A 19,306-nucleotide genomic window follows, 5' to 3' on the forward strand; every position below is an offset into this window, starting at 1 on the left:
CATGACGAAGCCGCGTACGGCGGACCAGTCGCTGCCTGGTCCCGGTCCGCCGTACGCGGAGCTCCTACCGGGCGGTACGCCGCTGGCGTACGGCGAACACGGCGCCGCCGCCCGCGAGCAACGTGGCCAGGGCGACACCGGCGAGCACCGCGGCGCCCGTTCCGGTGGAGGCCAGTCCGCCGGTCGGGGCGGCACCCAGTGCGGAACCGCCGCTTCCGCCTGTGCCGTTGGATCCCCCACCCGGCGACGCGCCGCCCGAGGCCGAGTCGGACGGCTCCGCGGTCGGTGATGCGGACGGCCCGCCCGAAGAGGACGACGGCGACGGTGACGCGGATGCCGTGGCCGTAGGTGTCTCGGAGGCGGTGGTCGTCGGCGTCGCGGTCGGCTCGTCGCCCGCGCCCGGCGTCACGGTCCCCGGGTCCACGTCGTCCCCGACCACCCATGCGAAGGTTTCCGTGTCGCTGACCTTCGTACCGTCGGCGAGGGTGGCGCTGACCGTGAACGTGGTGCGGTAGACGCCCTCCGCGGTGAAGGCCCAGTTGAAGTGGCTGTGGGTGCCGGGCTTGAGGGTGTGCGCGTCGGGCAGGCCGTCACCGCTGTTGAGCGAGACGACCGGGGCTCCCAGCGAGTCGTCGTAGAACATCGCGACGTTTCCGGGTCCCTGCACGGAGTCGAGCCGGAAGGAGATCCTGCCGTCGAGGTCGTTGGCGGCGTACTCCTGGGTGTTCCAGCCGGGCCACAGGAGGCCGGCCTTCTGCTGCAAGGGCAGCCACCACACCGCGTCACCCGGGGTGCCGAGGAACTCGTACCCCTCCGGGACCTTCCGTTTGGCGGCGGGCCGCACATGGAGGACGACCTTGCTCGGCTCGTGCCATTCGTACTGGGTCTCGGATCCCTCCTTGAACTGGAACTGCAGGTCGCCGTCCACCGGGCGGGCCGCCATGTCGAGGTGGCCCTCGGCGATGACGTGCGCCGCGGGCGCGGTGGGCGACGGGCTCGTGGTCGCCGAAGGCGTGGGGCTCGTGGTCGGGGTGGAGCCGTCGCCGGGCAGTACGTCGGCCGGGTCGACGTCGTCGCCGACGACCACGGCGAGGGTCTCGGTGTCGGTGGCGCCGCCGCTGGTCACGGTGAAGGTGAGCCGGTGGACGCCCTCCGCCGTGAACAGCCAGGTGGGCAGCATCCGTTCCTGGCTGCCGGACAGCGTGAAGGAACGCGGAGCCGCGGCAGTGCTGCCCAGATGGGCCTCCGCCGGGATGTCCGAGAAGTCCATCTCCCGGGTGTACGTGGCCATGCCGAAGTCCCCGGGGCCGTCATACCCCGCGAGCGTCACCTCGGTGTCCCCGCCTGCCTCGGTGCCCTTCCAGCCGGGCTCGGGCGCGAAGATGTGCGCGGACTCCCAGCCGTTGAGCTGCCAGGTGTCCAGGTCGGTGGTGTCCAGCGCGTTCGCGACCGGGCTCAGGGTGGTCTGCAGGGACTCCTGGACGGCATGCAGGACGACGGTCGACGGCTCGCGCGTGACCGTCGTGGCCCCGCTGCGGTCGTCGATCTGCAACTGCAGCTCTCCGTCGACCAGTCGGGGCGTGAGGTCCAGCTCGCCCTCGTCGAGAACGACGGCACCGCCGGCGGCGCGGGCATCCCCGCTGCCGCCGGCGACGACCAGCCCTGCCGCGCCCAGCAGCACCGCGGTCGCCGCGGTGAGGGCAGCGGCCGTGAAGGCGCGTCTTCCGCGCGTCAGGGCCCTCATCACGAGCTGACGACCACGGTGTACGTCTCGGTGGCGGACTCGGTGACGCCGTCGACCGTGCCCTGGACGGAGAAGGTCAGCTCGTACGTGCCGGCCTCCTCGAAGGCCCAGTTGGCGTGGTTGTGCGTGCCGACGGCGAAGGACTTCGACTTGAAACCGGTGGTGGCGGGGTTGCTGTCGTACCAGCGGGTGCCGGCGCCCTCGTAGATGCTGAAGTCATCGGTGGCGGCACCGTCCCGGGTGGCGCTGACGAGCCTGTACCTCACCGCGTTGTTGGCGAAGACGCCGCTGGTCAGGTGCTCGGTGGAGATGCCCGGGAAGAGCACGCCGGCCGCGTCGGCCTCCGCCTCGGTGTCCGGCAGCAGCCATATCTGGCTGCCGGTGCCGAGGAAGCCGTGACCGGGGTTGGCGACTCTCGCGGCGGCCGGCACGGACAGCGTCACGTCGGCCGGCTCGTACTCGGTCTCGGTCTCCTCGTCGTGGACGTGCAGATGCAGGTCGGTGCCGTCCCACTCGGCGTCGAGGACGTCGACGTGGCCGCTGCCGAGCGTGGTGGCGGCGACGGCCGGGGTGGCGGCGAGGCCGCCGAGCGCGAGAGCCGCGGCGACGGAGCCGGAAATGGTCAGAGCGCGGGCATGGGTACGCAAGGTGATCCCTCCGAGGATCGTGAGATGAGCAAGGGTGGAAAGGGGCCGAAAGGGGCGGAACGGATGGAGAGAGGCGCGGGTCACCGGTGAGGAAGGCGCACCTGCTGCTTGAAGGTGTGCAGACAACTTACATGGTAATCATTTTCAAAACGGTTGGGCAATGGGTTTATGTGGGATGTGGGATCCATGTGAGACCCAAGGTGAAGCCGCAACGACGCTGCTACTCCGTGCTGTGCGACGGACGTACGGTCAGCAGATGCTGACGACGGGTCATGCGACGGCCGTCGCGGTGAGGATGCGGACGTCGAGGTCCGTGACCGCGGCCGCCTCCAGCGCGGTGGTGAAGCGGGCGCGGACGCGGTCCACCGCGTCGGGCGCCAGCCCGTGGAGCAGGGCGCGGGTGCCGCTGCCGACGGCCAGGTCCCACGCGGTCGCGGGGGTCAGCGGTACGGCGAGATCCCGCCGTACGACCCGAGGGCTGCTCAGTCCGAGGCCCTCCAGCCAGGCGGCGAGCGCGTCGGCGGTATCGATACGGGCCAGTTGGGCCGACTGCGACGAACCCGGCCAGGCACGTTCCGTCTCGACCGCCCTCTTGAACGCCTGCCCCCAGCCGCCGAGCGCCCCCTTCTCCCACACGGTCACCGCAAGCCGCCCGCCTGGCCGCAGCAGGGCCGCGAGCTTCGCGGTGTCGCGGTCCATGTCGGGGAAGAAGAAGACGCCCAGGGCGCACTGCACCAGGTCGTAGCCGCCGTCGGGTGCCGCCCAGGCCGTCACGTCGTGTTCGTGGAACCGGAGGTTCGCCAGACCCTCCTGGCGTGCACGCCGCTCACCGAGCGCCACCAGAGCCCCGGCCAGGTCCACCGCGTCGACCAGCCCGTCGGGCCCGACCGCCCGAGCCGCGGGCAGCGCCGACGCTCCTGCCCCGCAGCAGGCGTCGAGCACCCGTTCACCGAGGGCCGGAGCCGACACCTCTGACGTGGCCTGCCCGACCGGGTCCCACAGCAGGGGCGACCAGCGGTGGAACTCCTCGGCACCTGCGCTGAACACCTCGCCGATGGCGGCCTGTTGTGCGGGCACCGGAACCCCCCAATGATTAAAACGATTGTCGTTATCGTGAATCTACTTGTTGGGCGGTCCCTTGAACACCCGTGCGTGCGACGGGAAGCCGGTCCGCGCCGGGGCAAGACCTGTAGGGCTCGCGGATGACGCAACCGCCGGGAGCGCGATCAAGAGCCGACGAGGCGGCGGCCTGCTGGGGCCGATGGGTCAGCCGGTGGCGAGGCCGAAGGGGAGTGCGGTGTCCATGTCGGCGATTTCGATGAGGCGGTTGTACTTGGCGACGCGTTCGCCGCGGGCGGGGGCGCCGGACTTGAACTGGCCGCTGCCGGTGCCGACGGCGAGGTCGGCGATGAAGGCGTCCGGTGTTTCGCCGGAGCGGTGGGAGACCATCTGGGTGTAGCCGGCCTCGCGGCAGATGCGCAGGGCGTCGAGGGTCTCGGTGACGGTGCCGATCTGGTTGACCTTGATCAGGGCGGAGTTGCCGATCTTCTTGCTGATCGCGTCGGCGATGACGGCGGGGTTGGTGACGAAGATGTCGTCGCCCATCAACTGGACACGGTCGCCGAGGCGTTCGGTCAGCCGGACCCAGCCGTCCCAGTCGTCCTCGGCGAGGCCGTCCTCGATCGACCAGACCGGGAACCGGTCGATGATCTGCTCGTAGCGTTCGATGAGCCGGTCGCTGGTGAGCGCCTCGCCCGCCACGCGATAGCGGCCGTCGGAGGGATCGCGGAACTCGCCGGCCGCCGGGTCCAGGGCGATCGCCACGCCGTCGCGCCCCGGTGTGTATCCGGCGTCCGTGATGGCATCGACGAGTAGCCGCAGGACGTCCTCGGGCCGGTCGATCGCGGGGGCGAAGCCGCCCTCGTCGCCGAGGCCCGTGGCGTGGCCGTCGGCGGACAGGCGGGCCTTGAGACGGGCGTACACCTCGGCTCCGGCCCGGACCGCCTCGGGCAGGCTGGGCGCGCCCAGCGGGGCCAGCATGAACTCCTGGAAGTCGAGGTCGTTGGCCGCGTGGACGCCGCCATTGACGACGTTGAAGTGCGGCACCGGCAACCGCGGGGTGGTGCCTGCGACCTGGGCGAGGTGTTGCCACAACTCCCGTCCGGCGAGGGCGGCTTCCGCGCGGAACGCGGCCAGCGAGACGCCGACGATCGCGTTGGCGCCCAGCCGGGACTTGGTACCCGTGCCGTCCAACTCGATGAGCGCGCGATCGATCTCGGCCGCGGTGGCGAAGGTGTGGCCGGTGAGGGCCTGGGCGATCTCGCCGTTGACGTGGCCGACGGCCGTCAGCACGCCCTGGCCGTTGTAACGGGTCCTGTCGCCGTCGCGGAGTTCGACGGCCTCGCGGGTGCCGGTCGATGCGCCGGAGGGGACGCCGGCGCGGACGGGCATGGCGCCGGCGGTTTCCAGGGTCACCGCGAGGGTGGGGCGGGCGCGGGAGTCGAGGATCTCGACGGCGTGGAGGTTCGTGATCTGCAAAGTCATGGGATTCCGTTATTCACGGGGCGATGGCATGGACGATCAGGTGTGGCCTTCGGCGGCGACCAACTCGGCCTGGGCCAAGGCGGTGTCCGGGTTGAGGTAGGTCCCGCCGCGCACGCGCGGGCGCATCGCGTGGTCGAAGTCGTGGCGCAGCGGTTGGCCGGTGGGGATGTTGAGGCGACGGACCTCGTCTTCGGAGAGTTGGTCCAGGACCGTGGCCAGGGCGCGCAGGGAGTTCCCGTGGGCGACCACCAGCACCGTGGCTCCGGTGAGCAGTTGAGGGGCGAGTACGTCCGCCCAGTACGGGGTGACGCGGGCGGCCATGTCGGCCAGGCTCTCCACGGCGGGCAGCGCGTGGGGGCGCAGGGCGGTGTAGCGGGGATCGGCGCGCAGCCGGGTGAGCTGCTGGGCGGGCAGCGGGGCGGGCTTGCCGTGCAGCGAGCGACGCCAGTGGTGGTAGAGCGCCTGGCCCGCTTCCGCGCGGACCTCCTTCTTGCAACGGCCGGTCAGGGCGCCGTACTGGCGTTCGTTGAGCCGCCAGGTGCGGTGCACGGGGATCCACGATCGGTCCAGCGTGTCGAGGAGGAGGTCGGCGCTGCGGATCGAGCGGGCCATGATCGACGTGTGGACGATGTCCGGCAGCAGTCCGCGCCGGGCCAGCAGTGCGCCGGCCGCCGCGGCCTGACGTTCGCCGTCGGTGGTGAGCGGGACGTCCAGCCAGCCGGTGAAGCGGCCGGCGGCGTTGGTCGTGCTCTGCCCGTGCCGCAGCAGGACGAGCGTGCCCGGTACGGTCACGACGGCTCCCCGGCCGACGCCTCCGTCGCCCGCCTGCGGGAGGCGTCGATCTCTGCGTACGCCTGGTCGCGGCCCTCCCAGTGGGAGCCCTCGACACTCTTGCCGGGCTCCAGGTCCTTGTAGACCTCGAAGAAGTGGGTGATCTCCAGCCGGTCGAAGTCCGGGATGTCGCCGATGTCCTGCACATGCGCGTAGCGCGGGTCGTGCGCGGGCACGCACAGGACCTTCTCGTCCGGTCCCTGCTCGTCCTTCATGACGAACATGCCGACGGCCCGGCACTCGATGGTGCAGCCGGGAAACGTGGGTTCGCCGACGATGACCAGGGCATCGAGGGGGTCGCCGTCGCGGCCCAGGGTGCCGTCGATGTAGCCGTAGTCGGCCGGGTACTGGGTGGAGGTGAACAGCAGCCGGTCCAGGCGGATGCGGTGCAGTTCGTGGTCCATCTCGTACTTGTTGCGGGACCCCTGCGGGATTTCCACTGTCACGTTGAACTCCACCGTGACCTCCTGGTGTCTCCTCGGGACGGGAGCCGTCTCGTGGTGCGGTTCTGCGGGTCTCTGCCGGGCTCTGCGGCCCGGTCGACCGGCGCGGCCAGGCCCGCGTGGGCGCCTCCGTCGAGCAGGCAGTGTGCACCGAGATCGCGAGGGGGATGGGGAGCCGCGCGACCTCCGAACGTCTGCCGGTGCCAGTCGCGCTGCCCGCGCACGCGGGAGACAGCGGATCAGGCTCGGTCACTCCTCATCCGAAGTCGTGGGCCGCGTCCGGCCGGGCTCCGGTGGAACGCCGGCACGCAAGTGCAGGATGTCACCGATGAACAGGTCGTACACCAGCACTCCGATGACGCCGCCGATAAGCGGACCGACGATGGGGATCCAGAAATAGTTACTGAAGGCACCGGACAAGGTCCCTGGCATCGCCAGTTCCTGCCAGCCGGCGACCCAGGCGAACAGACGCGGGCCGAAGTCACGTGCGGGGTTGATGGCGTAGCCGGCGTTCGCACCGTAAGACATGCCGATCGCTGCGACCGCCAATCCGATGATCAGTGGACCGAGGTTGGCTTTCACGCCGGTGTTGCGCAGGTCGATGACAGCAACGACGAACATCAGCAGAAACGCCGTGCCGACGATCTGGTCGATCAGCGGTCCCCAGATGCCACCGTGGAAATACGGTGCTGGGAATGTGGCGAAGATGGAGAAGGACGCGAGCGTGTGACCATTCGTCTTCGGGCCTTCCGCGGCGGCGTCGAACGTGTTGATCGCGTCGTGGTACACCCCGTACACCAGAGCGGCCCCGGCGAACGCTCCAACCACCTGTGACGCCATGTACGGGAGGACCTTGGCCCAGGCGAACTTCCGGCGTACCGCGAACGCCAGTGTCACCGCCGGGTTGATATGGGCGCCGCTGACCCCGCCGGCCACGTACACGCCGAAGGCCACGCCCATGCCCCAGCCCCAGGTGATCAACAGCCAGTCTCCGGCACCCAGGAAGAATGTGGTGGGCCCCGAGGTGCGGCCCGAACCCGGCAGGCCCGCGACCGCCATCGCCACCACGCCACATCCGAAGCAGACGAGAACGAAGGTCCCCAGAAACTCGGAGAGGCATTCACCCAACAGACCTCCCCGGCGCTTGAGCAGCGAGGGTTTGAGGAGGGGGCGGATTTCTACGGCCATCTGGTCCTCCCAGACTCTCGTCCGGCTGCGGCACAGCGCAGTCGGTACCGTCGTGGCGCGGAGCGAGGGCTACGGCACGTACCCAGAGAGCCCTGGTTGTGGCCCTACTGTCCGGTCAGCTCCGCCGCTGCACGTGCTCTCGGCCAGCGTTTGGCACGCTACCGTGACCTGGCGACTACCGCGCGTCACGTCACTGCTCCGAACCCGCAGCGGGGGAATGACGGCCGCCGCTTTCACTGGGTGCCGGGCCGAGTGGATGGCTCTCAAGAACACCGACCCAAGTACTCCAAACGCGTCACCCCACCATCCATCGCCCTGTATGCGGGCTTGGCTACGCGCCGCCGACTCCATGTCCAGCCCCGTCGAGACAGGGACGCCTGCTGCACCGATCATCCGCTGCCGGCCGGTGGGGCCTCCCGCCTGCGCGACGGGGGCTTCGGGCTCCGACTCGGGTGGGTCGCTCACGCGGTGCGCACCACTCCACCTGCCCGGTCGTCGCCGTACCCCACCGGGAGCACGACGTCCGACCGGTGTCTCAGAGGCTTGCCGCGTGATCGGGGACGTAGGTCTGCAGATCGCGCGGCGGGCGCTCGTAGCCGGTCGAGGGTGGCCTGGGCGGCAGTTCGAGGACCGGCGGCGGCACTTGTTGGTACGGCAGGGTGTCCAGCAGGTGGGCGATCATGTTCAGCCGGGCGCGGCGCTTGTCGTCGCTCTCGACGACGTACCACGGCGCCTCGGCGATGTCGGTGTGCACCAGCATCTCGTCCTTGGCCCGTGAGTAGGCCTCCCAGCGGGTGATCGACTCCAGGTCCATCGGGGACAGCTTCCAGCGCCGCAGGGGGTCCTCCAGACGGCGCCGGAAGCGCTTCTGCTGCTCGGTGTCGCTCACTGAGAACCAGTACTTGCGCAGCAGGATCCCGTCCTCCACCAGCATCCGCTCGAAGATGGGGCACTGCCGCAGGAAGAGCTGGTACTCCTCCTTGGTACAGAAGTCCATGACGTGCTCGACGCCGGCCCGGTTGTACCAGGACCGGTCGAACAGCACGATCTCCCCGGCGGCCGGAAGGTGCTCTATGTACCGCTGGAAGTACCACTGGGTGCGCTCGCGCTCGGTCGGCCTCGGCAGCGCCGCGATGCGTGCGACCCGCGGGTTGAGGTGTTCGGCGACCCGCTTGATGGTGCCGCCCTTTCCGGCCGCGTCCCGGCCCTCGAAGATCACGACCAGCCGGGCGCCCTCCGCGCGCACCCACTCCTGCAGTTTCACCAGCTCCGTCTGTAGCCGCAGCAGTTCCCGTTCGTATGCCGCGCGCGGCACCTTCGCCGCTTTCTTGCCGGCCATGCCGCCCTCCATCGCCCGATGGTCCACGTCGATGACTTCAACGTAACTGCTGGTGGCGCACCCGGGTCCGGCATCCCCGTGTTCGGGCCGGAGACGATCGGCTGGACTCCCCGAGTGAGGACGCCGGTGCGGGCCGACAGCCACCCGGGCCGACCGGACCGCGCACGGGGGCCGGTCGGCCCACGCGTCTCCGAGCGCGGGCGGGGAACCTGGAAGCGGGGAAAAGAGGTGCCAGCCATGAGCGACATGACCAAGCGACTCCCCGGGCGGTCCGCACTGTCCGACCTGCCCGACCTGCCCGACCCGTCCGACTGGGCGGAGGCGGGATTCCCCGTGCTGGACGACATTCCGGCGCGGCACGGTATCCACGTCGAAGAACGCCTGGCGGACGGGAGGTACGTGCTGCAGGCCGAGCTTCCCGGGATCGACGCCGAGGATATTGAGATCACCGTCGCTGAAGGGTTCCTGACCCTCCGTGCCGAGCGCAGCGATGAGACGGCCCGGCAGGGCCGCGCGGAATTCAAGTACGGTCACTCCACTCCGCTGCCGGCCTTGGCCAAGAGCGACGAGGCCACGGCTCAGTACCAGCACGGTGTCCTGACCATCACGATGCCGGTGCCGGAGGCGAAGACCGGCATGAGGACCATGCCGGTGCGGGAACCTGCGAGCGCAAGCGCGCATTGAGCCGCACCACAGTGCGCGGCCCTGCGGGGCACCTGGTGCCGCAGGCCTTCCCCGAAGGCGGCCCGAGCCATCCCTCGTACGGCTCCGGACACGCCACGGTGGCTGGTGCGTGCGCTCAGCCGCTTCGACGGCACCACCATGACCGTCCGACCTCTCGGGCCCGCCGCAGGCGGATGAGTGTTACGGCGGTGATGAGCAGGGCGGCGAAGACGAGAGCGATCGTCGTGGGGCCGGTGGCGTCCAGCGTCTCGGCGATGCCGCGCTGGACGGCTCCGGCCGCGTCGATGACCGGGTCCTGAGTGGTGGGGTCGCGCTGGACGCGGATCTCGTACCAGCCGTAGTACGCCACGTATGCGCCCACACACAGGAGCAGCGCGCCGCCGAGTCGGGGTGCGATCGCGCCGAGGCGGCGTAGACGGGTGACGGCGGTGGTGCGGGTGAGGGCGACGGTCAGGGAGGCGGCGCCGACGATCAGGCCCATCCCGCCCGCGTAGGCGGCGAACAGGGCGATGCCCTCACCGGTCGAGCCGCTGCGGAAGGCGGAGACGACGATGGCCAGGAACGGGGCGATGGTGCAGCCCAAAGAAGCGGTTGCGTACGCCATTCCGAAGAGCGCCATCGAGGGCAGCGAACGGGTCACGGTCGGCGCGCGGCGCAGTTTTGGCGCCAGGGTCGGCAGTTGGCGACCGGCGAGCAGCCAGGTACCGGCCACCGCCATGAGAAGCCCGAAGCCGATGGTGAACCAGGGCAGCTGCTCCTGAACCTGCCCTGCGACGGGCTGGACGGCCAGGCCGAAGACGGCGAAGAGCGCGGCGAATCCGGCGGTCATCGCAGCCGTGGCGGTCACTGCCCGGCCGACCGCGACCGTACGGCTGGGGGAGTCGTCGCCGAGGACGAGCAGGGACAGGTAGGCGGGGAGCAGGGCGAAGCCGCACGGGTTGACGGCGGCGAGCATGCCCGCGCTCAGTGCGAGGGCCAGGGGCAGGTCGGCCATGGTGGGGTCAGCCGGTGAGCCCGGCGACCTTCTCGGCCAGCCCTTGGCCACCGGGCAGTACGCCCTCGTAGACGGTCTTGCCGTCCTTGTCGAGGATGACGTAGCGGCTCTGCTCGGTGACCTCGAACCGCTTCCAGACCTCGCCCGCCTCGTCGGAGAGGTGGGAGAAGGAGCCGGTGCCGGTCTCGGAGACGAAGTCCTGCATGGCGGCGTTGTTGTCGAGGCCGGCGACGCCGAGGACGTGGGCCTTGCCCGCGTAGTCGGCGGCGACCTTGGCCGTCTCGGTGGCCTGGGCGCGGCACTTCGGGCACCACGGGGCCCAGAACCACAGCACGGTGGGCTTGCCCGCGAGGGTCTTCGCGTCGAACGGCTCGCCGTCCACCGTGGTGCCGGTGAAGTTCAGGGACTCGGGAACCTGAGTCCCGCCCTCGCCCTCCCCCTCGTCCGAGGCGGCAGGCGCCGTCTTCGGCGGTGCGGCCTGGGCCTCGCCGCCGGAGTCGTTGCCGCTGTCGGAGCCGCACCCGGCAGTGGCGAGCAGGGCGGCGGCCAGGACAGCCGGAAGGAGAGTGCGGGCGCGCATGGAGGACTCCTGTGGGTCGGGATCGGCAGTGACTGTAGGGCCGCTGGGCGCACTCGGCGCGGGGCGGTGGGCTTACGGTTCGGTGACGTCAGCCCGCATGGTCGGCGAGCCGCTGTGGGTCGAGGTCGGTGATGCGGCCCCGGGCCAGGCGGATCAAGTGCTGTTCGGCGAAGTCGCGCAGCACCTTGGTGCACGTTTCGCGGGACGTGCCCGCCAGGGCGGCGATCTGCTGGTGGGTGAGTGCGATCTGCGGGCTGCGGGCCCCGAGCACGCGGGGCCGGGTCTCGGCCGTGAGGGTCAGCAGGGTGGTGGCGATGCGCTGCGGACTTGAAGACGCTGTCGGACAGGCGCTGTTCGAGGTCCGTCAGGCGCCGGCCGAGGATCTCGGTGATGCGCGCGGAGATCCGGGCATCGGACAGCAGGAAGCGGTGGACGTCGGTGCGGCTCATCACGCAGACGGTGACGTCGTCGAGGGCCTCGGCGAAGTTGTCGTACATCCGCTGCCCGAGCAGCACCATCTCGCCGAAGATGGTGCCCGGGCTGATGATCGCGCAGGTCAGGGCGCGCCCGTCGGCGGAGACCCGGAAGATCCGCACCCGGCCCCGCTTGAGGATGAACAACACCTCGGAGGGCTGGGAGGGCGAGTAGAGCAGTTCGCCGGCGCTGTAGGTCTTCATCGGGGCCGCGGCGGCGATGGCGTTCATCTCCGCGTCGCTCAGGTCGCGGAAGATGTCGACCTCGGAGATGCACCAGGTCTTCTCGGCTTCGTCGCCGGTGTGGTTCATGTGGTGTGGTTCTTCGCGTCGTCCCGGTGCCCACGGCGGGGGTGCGGCGCCCCACGCCGGGTCGGCCAGGGTGCCTGCGCTGTCGGCCAGACAGTAGTCGTCCGGGGCACCAGGAACAGGCTCAGTACCCCCGAGTGACGAGCCGGGACCGGGCGTTGACGATGGCGGTATCGGTGTCATGCAGTGGTTCGGCCGGGGTGCTCGCCCGCCGTCCGGGCGAACAGCGAGAAGGTGAGGCCGGCCAACGTTGCGCAGCCCGTCCCGGGTGCGCGCACTACCCGCGCGACCGGCGCAGCCGCGCTGCCGCGCAGCAGCAGACCGGCGTAGAGCAGCAGAAGTCCGTCCTGGACGAGCACGAACCAGCTCAGCCGCTGGGGCAGGAAGCGGCCGAAGCAGCCGCAGTTGGCCACGGTGAGCCCGCGTGCGTACGCCTGCGCCGCGAGCAGGGCCCACACCACCGCAACGCCGGTGAACACCCACACCGGCACCCTCGCGCGGGATCGCGGGCGGGCCAGAAACCACACCCCGCACACCAACTCGCCCGCGATCAGTGCCACGGCGAGCGCGGTCGCGCCCACCCCGGAGACCAGCCCGTACGCGGCCAGAATGCCGGGCATCTGCGCGAAGGAGACAAGCTGCCCGGCCGCCATCGCGACGAACAGCCCACCCAGCACGATCCGCAACACCATGCCCCGCACGCTACGACCGAACACGTCCGGGACCTGTAAGCGCGCTCACCGAACAGGCACCCGCCGCGCGGGACGCGTACCGACCGTCCTGCTCAACCTGACCGCCGCCCTGGTGGATCAGTTCAGGGAGTCGAGGGCGGCGAGGATGTCGGCCGGTTCGGCGCGGGTGGTGTAGTCGGCGTTGACGAAGGCCCAGCGGGTCACGCCGTCGCGGTCGATGACGTAGGTGGCGGGCAGCGGGAGGGTGCGCGGGTGGCCGTCGTTGACGCGCTGGAGGTCGAAGCCGAGCCTGTCGTAGACGGCGGCGAGGTCGTCGGGGAGGTCGAAGGCGAGGCCGTACTGCTTGGCGGTGTCGGATCCGATGTCGCTGAGGACGTCGAAGGCGAGGTCGTGCTTCTCGGCGAGGGTGAGGGACTCGTCGGGGATCTGCGGGGAGATGGCCACCAGGCGGGCGCCGTGTGCGGTGATGGCGTCGTGGTGCTGCTGGAGGGCGCGCAGGGCGATGTTGCAGTACGGGCACCAGGCGCCGCGGTAGAAGGTGAGGACGACCGGCCCGTCGGCGAGCAGGTCGTCCAGGGCCAGGGTCTGTCCGGTGGCCGTGGGGAGGGTGAAGTGCGGGGCCTGCGCGCCGACGGTCAGCGCGCGGTCGGCCTGGCCGGAGTCGGCGAGTTCCTGTCCCGCCCGGCGCATGATCTCCCGGATCTCGGCGGGGATCTGCTGCTGGCGGGCTTCGTAGAAGGCGCGGAGCTCGGCGTTGAGGGTCATGGTGATGGCCTCCCGGTCACGACTCAACTCGGAACGATCGTTCCAAGATAGCGGGAGCGGGCGTATCCTGGAACCCTCGTTTCAAGTTGCGGGGTGAGGCATGCCGGACATCAAGCACTTCGACCCGGACACGGCACTGGAGACAGCGGTCCGCCTGTTCTGGCGGCAGGGCGTGGCCTCGACCGGCATCCAGGACGTCGTCACCGCGACCGGGCTCAACCGATCCAGCCTGTACGCCACGTTCGGCGGCAAGCGGGAGCTCTACCTCGCCGCGCTGCGCCGCTATGCGGAGCAGAGGTCTCAGCCGGTGTTCCGGCGCCTCGCGGAGGACGAGCGGGGGCTGCCGGCCATCGCCGAGTTCTTCGCCGGCCTGATCGAGGCGCGCTGCTCGGGGGAGTACGCGGGCTGGGGCTGCATGGTCTCCAACGCGCACGCCGGAGCGGAGAACAGTGATCCCGAGGTGCGTGCCGTCCTGGACCGGCATCACCAGGAGCTGCGGGACGCGATGCACGCGGCGCTCGTCACCGCCCACGCTCAGGGACAGCTCTTCGCGAGCTGCGATCCCAGAGCCGCCGCCGACGTGCTGGCGCTGCTCGCGTACGGCGTCAATCTCCGCTCCCGCGCCGGCGCGGACGCGCGCGCCCTGAGGAGAACGGTGACCGCCGCCCTCGCCTCGCTCGGAGGCCCGGCGGCAGCCTGACGGCCGCCGTCGGTCAGCGCCTGGCCCTGCGCTCCGCCTCCTCCTTGACCGTGGCGAGCGATGCGGCGACGGTCGCCTCCCAGCGGGCGGCCACCTTCTCACCCCACCAGGCTCCGGCCCGCCACAGGTCGGTGCCCATCTCCCCTTCGTACACCAGGCGGGTACCCACGGGGAGTTCGGTCAGTGTGAAGGACTCGACGACATGCGGGACCGGACCGCGCACGAGGCGGAAGCCGACGTGGTCGGGGCGGCTGAACCGTACGGTCTCGACCGTGACCGCCTTCCACCGGCCACCCACCGGCGTGAAGTGGGCGGCCAGCACCATGTCGCTGCCGCGCTCCAGAACCCGTACCTTCTCGCGCATGGCCCGGGTGGCACGTCCCAAGTACGGCTGGGCGATCACGTCGAAGACGACGTCCCGGGGCGCCGCGATGTCGAGGGTCTGCGGCCCGAGCGGTCTGACGCGTCGGCCCATGCCCAGGTCGACGGGCAGTGCCCCGCTGACCAGCCCGGCGTATCCGCCGACGGCCATGGCCGCCGCGGTCGCCGTCCAGGCCGCCGTCCGGAGCAGGCGGCGGCCGCTCACGACGTACCCTCCGGTGCCCCCTCGATCGTCACGCCCTGCCAGAACGCGACGTGGTTCTTGATCCGGCGGGCGAGCGGGCTCGGGTGCGGGTAGTACCAGGCCGCGTTCCGGTTGGTCCGCCCGTCGACCGTGACGGTGTAGTAGCGGGCGAGCCCCTTCCAGAAGCACAGCGACCGGCTGCGGGTCTCGGTGAAGTACTCGCGGCGCAGTGCCTCCGGCGGGAAGTAGTGGTTGCCCTCGACGACCACGGTGCGCGGGGCTTCCGCGATCACCGCGCCGTTCCATACTGCGCGCAGCATTGCTGGGCTCCTCCTCATGCGCGGGGATGGGATCCGCTCATGTCCGGAACGCTACGCGTGAGCGAAGGTACGGCTCCGTAAGGGCGCTCACTGTTCGTCCGACAGGATGCGCCAGGTGTCGGGTTGCCTCACCGGCGGCCGCGGCCACCTCGGGCCGGCCGGCCGCCGCCGGCTTCTACGACTTCAGCCTCGGGCGGCTCGGTGCCACTACTGGCGCGCGGGTGGGGCCGGCCGGGGTGGTCATCGCCTGACCGGCCCTGGCTCGCGCCGTCGGCATGGCCGTTCTGATGTACACGCCCCCGCGGCCACTGAAGGCGGCCCCGCACCAGGACGCCACCTGTGACCGGAGGCCCTGCCATCGGCACGACGACCGCGTCCGCTGTGGCCCGGCCCACCGAGGGGTAGAGCCGCGCGAAGAGGGGATGGTGCACACGAGTGCCGTGTCGTACGCCGGTCACCACCGCACCGGAAGGGCGGCCAGGCCGCCGGTGAGGGTGTCGCGCCGCATGGTCAGCTCCTCGACGCCGACGGCAAGGCGCAGTGTGGGCAGGCGTATGACGAGTTGGGTGAGCACCGCCTGCAGTTCGATGCGGGCCAGGGGCGCGCCGAGGCAGTAGCGGGCGCCGTGCCCGAAGGTGAGATGGGCCGCGGCGGAGCGGGTGATGTCGACCCGGTCGGGGTCGGTGAAGACGGCCGCGTCGTGGTTGGCGGCGCCGTTGTCCAGCAGGACCAGTTCGCCGGCGCGGACGGTGACTCCGTCGATCTCCAGGTCGGTCCGTGCGTAGCGGGGGATTCCGCCGCCGCCCTTGCCCGGCGCGCGCAGGATCTCCTCGACCGCGTTCGGGGCCAGCCCGGGGTCGTCCACCAGGGCCTGCCACTGGTCGGGGTGAGTCAGCAACAGCAGGGCGCCCAGGCCGATCTGGACCACCGTGGTCTCGTGACCGGCGAACAGCAACGCCATCGACAGTCCGGCGGCTTCGTCGTCGGAGACCCCCTCGGTCGCACACAGCCGGGAGATCACATCGTCACCGGGCGCGGCCCGCTTTCGCGCCACCAGCCTCAGCCCGTAACCGAACAGTTCGGCCAGTCCCCGTTCGGAACGGGCGCGGTCGCGAATGTGGGCGGCGTCGGCGGTCCAGGCGCGGAACTGCTCGCGGTCCTCGTACGGCACACCGAGCAGCTCGCAGATCACCAGGATCGGCAGTGGCACCGCCACCGCGGCGTGCAGGTCCGCCGGTGGCCCCTGCTCGGTCAGCTCGTCCAGCAGTCGGGCCGTCAGGGACTCGACGCGCGGGCGCAGGGCCCGCAGGTGCTTGGGCGAGAAGTGCGGCTGCAGCAGCGACCGCATGCGCGCGTGGTCGGCCGCCTCGGTGGCGAAGTTGCCCAGCGGCCCGCCGAACAGCGCCGACTCCCCGGTACGAGCCGCGGTCTCCGGGGCCGGATGAGCCCGGCCGAGGCGATCGTCGTCCAGGAGCTGCCGCACCTGCGCGTGGCCGGTGACCAGCCACGCCTCATCTCCCACCGCCGTGAGCACCCGGTGCACCGTGCCCTGGGACTGCAACTCGCCCAGCCGGGGCGCGGGTTGCAACGGATCTGTCTGCTCGAACGGCAGCTGAGCCACCACGGCCATCGCGACCTCCCATGTTGTTTAGTGCCACTTGTATAAGACCACATAAACAAACACCTTGTATAGCCTGTCCTGAACAAGAGGAGGCAGGTGTGACCGCAGCCGGCCGGCAGCCCGCTCGCGAGACGTCAGCACGTCAGCCCGAGCGTGCCCGGCGTATGCCCCGAGCCGAGCGGCGTGAGCAGATCCTCGACGCGGCCACCCGGGCCTTCGCCCGCACCGGCTTCACGGCCACCGGCCTGGACGACGTCGCCGCGGAGGCCGGCGTGACCCACGTGATCCTCTACCGCCACTTCGCCTCGAAGAGCGACCTCTACCGCGCCGTGCTCGACCGCGCCTGCACAAGACTCGCCGCGAGCGTCGGTACCGACGACTACGACGAGCACAGCGTCGCCGCACTGCTGCGCGCCGCCGCGGCGGACCCCGACGGCTTCCGGCTGCTGTTCCGCCACGCCGCCCGCGAACCAGAGTTCCGTGACGTCATCGACGGCATCCGGTCCGCCTCGACGGAGGTCGCCGCCCGCCACCTCGCCGATGCCATCCCGGACAGCCCCTGGCGGACCTGGGCGGCGCAACTGGTACCCACCCTCACCCTCGAAGCGGTCATCACCTGGCTCGACACCGGCCAACCCGACCCCGACCACGCCGCAGACCGCATCAGGCAGGCCATCCAAGGAGTCATCCAAGCTGCCCAGTAGTACTTCCCTGAGAACGGGAGCGATGGGAAGGCGCCGGTAAGGTGGCCCACTGTGGACGCGGGGGCAGGGAACGAGATGGTTGCCGTTCCGTCGGGACGGGTGACGCTGTCGGACCGGCGGACACAGAGCAATTGGTCGGTCGACGTCGCACCGTTTGAGATGTCGGCGTTCCCGGTCACGCAGTTGTGGTACGCACGAATCACAGGCCGACGGCCAAGCAGCGCCCAAGGCGAGCGGCTGCCGGTTGAGGGCGTTTCGTGGTGGGACGCGGTCCGGTTCTGCAACACCTTGTCCCGGCGCGAGGGGCGGACGCCCGCGTATCACCTGCGCGTCGACGCCGAGACGGCCGAATGGGACACCTCCGCAGACGGGTACCGGCTGCCGACCGAGGCCGAATGGGAGCACGCCTGTCGTGCGGGTGACTACTGGCCCGCGGTACGGCCGGCTCGACGAGGTGGCCTGGTACCGAGGCAACTCTGATGGGCGGATCCATTCTGTCGGCGGCAAGCAACCCAACGCATGGGGTCTGTACGACATGCTGGGCAATGTGTGGGACTGGTGCTGGGACGTCTACGACGCCGAGGTGTATGGCACCTACCGGGTGCTCCGCGGTGGTGGATGGGCCGACGAGCACTGGAGCTGCCGGGCCTCGGTACGGCGGCGCAGCCACCCGACCTTCCGGATCGACGACGTGGGATTCCGCATCGTTCGCTCCACGCCACTGTCTGGGCCGTCACAGCCTCATGCTGAATCGGTCAGTTGAACGCGCCTTATCGGCTCGGAGGTCAGGCGACGTGCCCTCAATCCTGCCCCGGCGAGACAGGCAGAGCAGATCAGTGCCTGGGCCGTGGGCATCGACATCACCGTCGCCGTCACATGGCAGCGAGCGGGCCGCTGGTGACTGGGGAGACTGGGCTGCCTACGCCGCCGAGTTCTTCCTCTCCGCGCGCACTCTCGCCGCCGCTGAACGTGTCCGCGACGAGATTCGCGGCCGAGGGCACCAGCAGGTCCACGCCTACGCCTGCGACCTGACGGACGCGGCCTCGATCCGGGACTTCACTGCCGACGTTGCCCGTCACACCGACCGCATTGACGTGCTGATCGTCGACACCATCGCATCCGGCGCCACCGGCACCGTCCTGACCATGAACACGCCCCACCCCGAAAGCAGAGCGATGACCCCGCAGTTCGGACTCCCGACCGCGGGTGCTGCCCCCGTTCACGAGCCCCAGGAGCGGCAGGCCTCGGCGCACAGGCGGCAGTGCTCGTACGCGTCGGCGTGCGCGGAGCATTCGTCGGCGCAGGCTTTGCAGGCGGTGGCGCACGCGGTGAGAAGCGCCCGGGTGATGTTGGCGTCGTAGCCCGTGTGCCGGGACAGCACGGACGCGGTGGCGTTGCAGATGTCGGCGCAGTCCATGTCGGTGCGGATGCACTTGGTGAGCTCGCCGACCATGCCCTCGGACAGGCAGGCGTCCGCACAGGCCGTGCACGCCTGGGCGCAGGCGATGCACTCCTCCCGTTGGTCAGTGGTAGGCGTGGACGACGGCGTGCCCCTTGCCGCGGCCGATCATCCACTTGTTGACCGGTGTGGTGATCAGGAACGCCACGGCGAAGCCGCCCAGCAGCGCCGACCAGAACAGCCCGTCGGACAGGTGTGCGTCCATCGCGCCCGGGGTCAGGGCGATGATGGCGTTGTCGACGAACTCCATCACGGCGATGGAGACGGTGTCGGCGGCGAGCGCGACCTTGATGGCGGACTTGAGGTCCAGGCCGGCCCGGAGGACCGCGAACAGGGTGAACGAGTAGCCGAAGAGGAACGCCAGCGCGATCGCCAGGACCATGGTGGGCACGTTGCCCCACAGCAGCGCGGTGCCGATCACCATGCCGAGGATCTCGCCGATGGCGCACCCGGTCAGGCAGTGCAGCGTCGCCTTCGCCGCCGTCGACCAGGAGGCCCCGGCCGCATGCCCTGCGTGGGAGGCGTGCTCGCCGGGAGGGGGGTGGGCCTCATGAGCGGCATGGCGGTGCGTGGCGCCGGTGTGGTGAGCGGAGTGATCCATGACGTGTCTCCCCATCCGATCTCATCCGGTGTGGCCCGTGCCTGAGGTCCACACCCGCCTACATACCATATACCCCCCGGGGGTATTGCGCGAGTGATTCGCC

At 70.5% G+C, this 19,306-nt stretch carries 20 protein-coding genes and 4 pseudogenes; 5 read left to right on the forward strand and 19 right to left on the reverse strand.

From position 1 onward, the window contains the following. Window positions 1-64 precede the first annotated feature (64 nt). The 8 genes from HJD23_RS39895 to ppk2 form a co-directional block, all read right to left on the reverse strand. Window positions 65-1,744, reverse strand: a complete 1,680-nt coding sequence (locus tag HJD23_RS39895) for a choice-of-anchor M domain-containing protein (RefSeq protein ID WP_171117391.1) — start codon at window positions 1,742-1,744, stop codon at window positions 65-67. Then, entirely contained in the window at window positions 1,744-2,391 is a 648-nt protein-coding gene (locus HJD23_RS39900; protein ID WP_171117392.1) for a choice-of-anchor M domain-containing protein, read from the reverse strand. Before HJD23_RS39900 ends, HJD23_RS39895 begins: the two co-directional genes overlap by 1 nt. Before the next feature lie 270 nt (window positions 2,392-2,661). Then, window positions 2,662-3,468, reverse strand: a complete 807-nt coding sequence (locus HJD23_RS39905) for a class I SAM-dependent methyltransferase (RefSeq protein WP_206352709.1) — start codon at window positions 3,466-3,468, stop codon at window positions 2,662-2,664. A 189-nt stretch (window positions 3,469-3,657) separates the two neighbouring features. Continuing rightward, window positions 3,658-4,935, reverse strand: a complete 1,278-nt coding sequence (gene eno, locus HJD23_RS39910; protein ID WP_171117394.1) for a phosphopyruvate hydratase — start codon at window positions 4,933-4,935, stop codon at window positions 3,658-3,660. 36 nt (window positions 4,936-4,971) lie between these two features. Then, window positions 4,972-5,727 (reverse strand): 2,3-bisphosphoglycerate-dependent phosphoglycerate mutase, encoded by a 756-nt coding sequence (locus tag HJD23_RS39915; RefSeq protein WP_171117396.1) that lies wholly within the window; start codon window positions 5,725-5,727, stop codon window positions 4,972-4,974. Continuing rightward, window positions 5,724-6,224 carry an inorganic diphosphatase gene (locus tag HJD23_RS39920; RefSeq protein WP_171117398.1) on the reverse strand — a complete coding sequence of 167 codons (501 nt, stop codon included), beginning with the start codon at window positions 6,222-6,224 and terminating at the stop codon, window positions 5,724-5,726. Before HJD23_RS39920 ends, HJD23_RS39915 begins: the two co-directional genes overlap by 4 nt. Window positions 6,225-6,458: 234 nt before the next feature. After that, complete coding sequence (locus HJD23_RS39925; RefSeq protein ID WP_171117400.1) at window positions 6,459-7,397, reverse strand: MIP/aquaporin family protein; 939 nt, start codon at window positions 7,395-7,397, stop codon at window positions 6,459-6,461. A gap of 535 nt (window positions 7,398-7,932) precedes the next feature. Then, window positions 7,933-8,736, reverse strand: a complete 804-nt coding sequence (gene ppk2, locus HJD23_RS39930) for a polyphosphate kinase 2 (protein ID WP_171117403.1) — start codon at window positions 8,734-8,736, stop codon at window positions 7,933-7,935. A gap of 237 nt (window positions 8,737-8,973) precedes the next feature. Here ppk2 and HJD23_RS39935 point away from each other — a divergent pair, with 237 nt between their 5' ends. Continuing rightward, window positions 8,974-9,420: an Hsp20/alpha crystallin family protein gene (locus tag HJD23_RS39935; protein WP_232108263.1), complete on the forward strand. Its 447-nt coding sequence runs from the start codon at window positions 8,974-8,976 to the stop codon at window positions 9,418-9,420. 115 nt (window positions 9,421-9,535) lie between these two features. Here HJD23_RS39935 and HJD23_RS39940 read toward each other — a convergent pair whose 3' ends face one another. From HJD23_RS39940 to HJD23_RS39960, 6 genes and pseudogenes are all read right to left on the reverse strand, one after another. After that, complete coding sequence (locus HJD23_RS39940; protein ID WP_171117405.1) at window positions 9,536-10,414, reverse strand: cytochrome c biogenesis protein CcdA; 879 nt, start codon at window positions 10,412-10,414, stop codon at window positions 9,536-9,538. 7 nt (window positions 10,415-10,421) lie between these two features. Continuing rightward, window positions 10,422-10,994: a redoxin family protein gene (locus tag HJD23_RS39945; protein ID WP_171117407.1), complete on the reverse strand. Its 573-nt coding sequence runs from the start codon at window positions 10,992-10,994 to the stop codon at window positions 10,422-10,424. A gap of 88 nt (window positions 10,995-11,082) precedes the next feature. Beyond that, the gene (locus tag HJD23_RS44480) at window positions 11,083-11,265 is read right to left on the reverse strand and encodes a helix-turn-helix domain-containing protein (protein WP_240980927.1); all 183 of its coding nucleotides are present in this window, start codon (window positions 11,263-11,265) and stop codon (window positions 11,083-11,085) included. Window positions 11,266-11,467: 202 nt separating this feature from the next. After that, window positions 11,468-11,959, reverse strand: a pseudogene (locus tag HJD23_RS45095) (Crp/Fnr family transcriptional regulator); the annotation flags it as partial. Next, the gene (locus tag HJD23_RS39955) at window positions 11,956-12,468 is read right to left on the reverse strand and encodes a MauE/DoxX family redox-associated membrane protein (protein WP_171117409.1); all 513 of its coding nucleotides are present in this window, start codon (window positions 12,466-12,468) and stop codon (window positions 11,956-11,958) included. The pseudogene HJD23_RS45095 and the gene HJD23_RS39955, both read right to left, overlap by 4 nt. 117 nt (window positions 12,469-12,585) lie before the next feature. Beyond that, window positions 12,586-13,233: a peroxiredoxin-like family protein gene (locus HJD23_RS39960; RefSeq protein ID WP_171119146.1), complete on the reverse strand. Its 648-nt coding sequence runs from the start codon at window positions 13,231-13,233 to the stop codon at window positions 12,586-12,588. Window positions 13,234-13,333: 100 nt separating this feature from the next. Between HJD23_RS39960 and HJD23_RS39965 the strand changes: the two genes are divergently transcribed. After that, complete coding sequence (locus HJD23_RS39965) at window positions 13,334-13,933, forward strand: TetR/AcrR family transcriptional regulator (protein ID WP_171117411.1); 600 nt, start codon at window positions 13,334-13,336, stop codon at window positions 13,931-13,933. Window positions 13,934-13,946: 13 nt separating this feature from the next. On the opposite strand, the gene HJD23_RS39970 is transcribed toward HJD23_RS39965, so the two are convergent. The 3 genes from HJD23_RS39970 to HJD23_RS39980 form a co-directional block, all read right to left on the reverse strand. After that, window positions 13,947-14,519, reverse strand: a complete 573-nt coding sequence (locus HJD23_RS39970) for an SRPBCC family protein (protein WP_240980928.1) — start codon at window positions 14,517-14,519, stop codon at window positions 13,947-13,949. Continuing rightward, window positions 14,516-14,818, reverse strand: coding sequence for a DUF427 domain-containing protein (locus tag HJD23_RS39975; RefSeq protein WP_171117413.1), 303 nt, complete (start codon window positions 14,816-14,818; stop codon window positions 14,516-14,518). Before HJD23_RS39975 ends, HJD23_RS39970 begins: the two co-directional genes overlap by 4 nt. 454 nt (window positions 14,819-15,272) lie before the next feature. Continuing rightward, window positions 15,273-16,448 (reverse strand): cytochrome P450, encoded by a 1,176-nt coding sequence (locus tag HJD23_RS39980; RefSeq protein ID WP_171117415.1) that lies wholly within the window; start codon window positions 16,446-16,448, stop codon window positions 15,273-15,275. Window positions 16,449-16,537: 89 nt separating this feature from the next. Here HJD23_RS39980 and HJD23_RS39985 point away from each other — a divergent pair, with 89 nt between their 5' ends. From HJD23_RS39985 to HJD23_RS45100, 3 genes and pseudogenes are all read left to right on the forward strand, one after another. Then, window positions 16,538-17,143, forward strand: coding sequence for a TetR/AcrR family transcriptional regulator (locus tag HJD23_RS39985; protein WP_197973648.1), 606 nt, complete (start codon window positions 16,538-16,540; stop codon window positions 17,141-17,143). 75 nt (window positions 17,144-17,218) lie between these two features. Then, a pseudogene (locus tag HJD23_RS39990) lies at window positions 17,219-17,906 on the forward strand (formylglycine-generating enzyme family protein). Window positions 17,907-18,069: 163 nt separating this feature from the next. Next, window positions 18,070-18,288 (forward strand): annotated as a pseudogene (locus HJD23_RS45100) (SDR family NAD(P)-dependent oxidoreductase); the annotation flags it as partial. 74 nt (window positions 18,289-18,362) lie between these two features. On the opposite strand, the pseudogene HJD23_RS40000 reads toward HJD23_RS45100, so the two are convergent. Beyond that, window positions 18,363-18,659, reverse strand: a pseudogene (locus HJD23_RS40000) (four-helix bundle copper-binding protein); the annotation flags it as partial. Between the two features lie 7 nt (window positions 18,660-18,666). Next, a complete protein-coding gene (locus HJD23_RS40005; protein ID WP_171117419.1) occupies window positions 18,667-19,203 on the reverse strand; it encodes a DUF4396 domain-containing protein in 537 nt (178 codons plus the stop codon). Between the last annotated feature and the right edge of the window lie 103 nt (window positions 19,204-19,306).

Origin of the sequence: Streptomyces sp. Z423-1 (genome assembly GCF_013009255.1) — a bacterium.
In the GTDB taxonomy this organism is placed as follows: domain Bacteria; phylum Actinomycetota; class Actinomycetes; order Streptomycetales; family Streptomycetaceae; genus Streptomyces; species Streptomyces gossypiisoli.

What these genes read in the sequence shown, in the direction of transcription:
- HJD23_RS39895 (WP_171117391.1), bottom strand. Translation starts at nt 1,744, where the DNA reads ATGAGGGCCCTGACGCGCGGAAGACGCGCCTTCACGGCCGCTGCCCTC.
- eno (WP_171117394.1), bottom strand. Translation starts at nt 4,935, where the DNA reads ATGACTTTGCAGATCACGAACCTCCACGCCGTCGAGATCCTCGACTCC.
- HJD23_RS39925 (WP_171117400.1), bottom strand. Translation starts at nt 7,397, where the DNA reads ATGGCCGTAGAAATCCGCCCCCTCCTCAAACCCTCGCTGCTCAAGCGC.
- ppk2 (WP_171117403.1), bottom strand. Translation starts at nt 8,736, where the DNA reads ATGGCCGGCAAGAAAGCGGCGAAGGTGCCGCGCGCGGCATACGAACGG.
- HJD23_RS39935 (WP_232108263.1), top strand. Translation starts at nt 8,974, where the DNA reads ATGAGCGACATGACCAAGCGACTCCCCGGGCGGTCCGCACTGTCCGAC.
- HJD23_RS39940 (WP_171117405.1), bottom strand. Translation starts at nt 10,414, where the DNA reads ATGGCCGACCTGCCCCTGGCCCTCGCACTGAGCGCGGGCATGCTCGCC.
- HJD23_RS39945 (WP_171117407.1), bottom strand. Translation starts at nt 10,994, where the DNA reads ATGCGCGCCCGCACTCTCCTTCCGGCTGTCCTGGCCGCCGCCCTGCTC.
- HJD23_RS39955 (WP_171117409.1), bottom strand. Translation starts at nt 12,468, where the DNA reads ATGGTGTTGCGGATCGTGCTGGGTGGGCTGTTCGTCGCGATGGCGGCC.
- HJD23_RS39960 (WP_171119146.1), bottom strand. Translation starts at nt 13,233, where the DNA reads ATGACCCTCAACGCCGAGCTCCGCGCCTTCTACGAAGCCCGCCAGCAG.
- HJD23_RS39965 (WP_171117411.1), top strand. Translation starts at nt 13,334, where the DNA reads ATGCCGGACATCAAGCACTTCGACCCGGACACGGCACTGGAGACAGCG.
- HJD23_RS39975 (WP_171117413.1), bottom strand. Translation starts at nt 14,818, where the DNA reads ATGCTGCGCGCAGTATGGAACGGCGCGGTGATCGCGGAAGCCCCGCGC.
- HJD23_RS39980 (WP_171117415.1), bottom strand. Translation starts at nt 16,448, where the DNA reads ATGGCCGTGGTGGCTCAGCTGCCGTTCGAGCAGACAGATCCGTTGCAA.
- HJD23_RS40005 (WP_171117419.1), bottom strand. Translation starts at nt 19,203, where the DNA reads ATGGATCACTCCGCTCACCACACCGGCGCCACGCACCGCCATGCCGCT.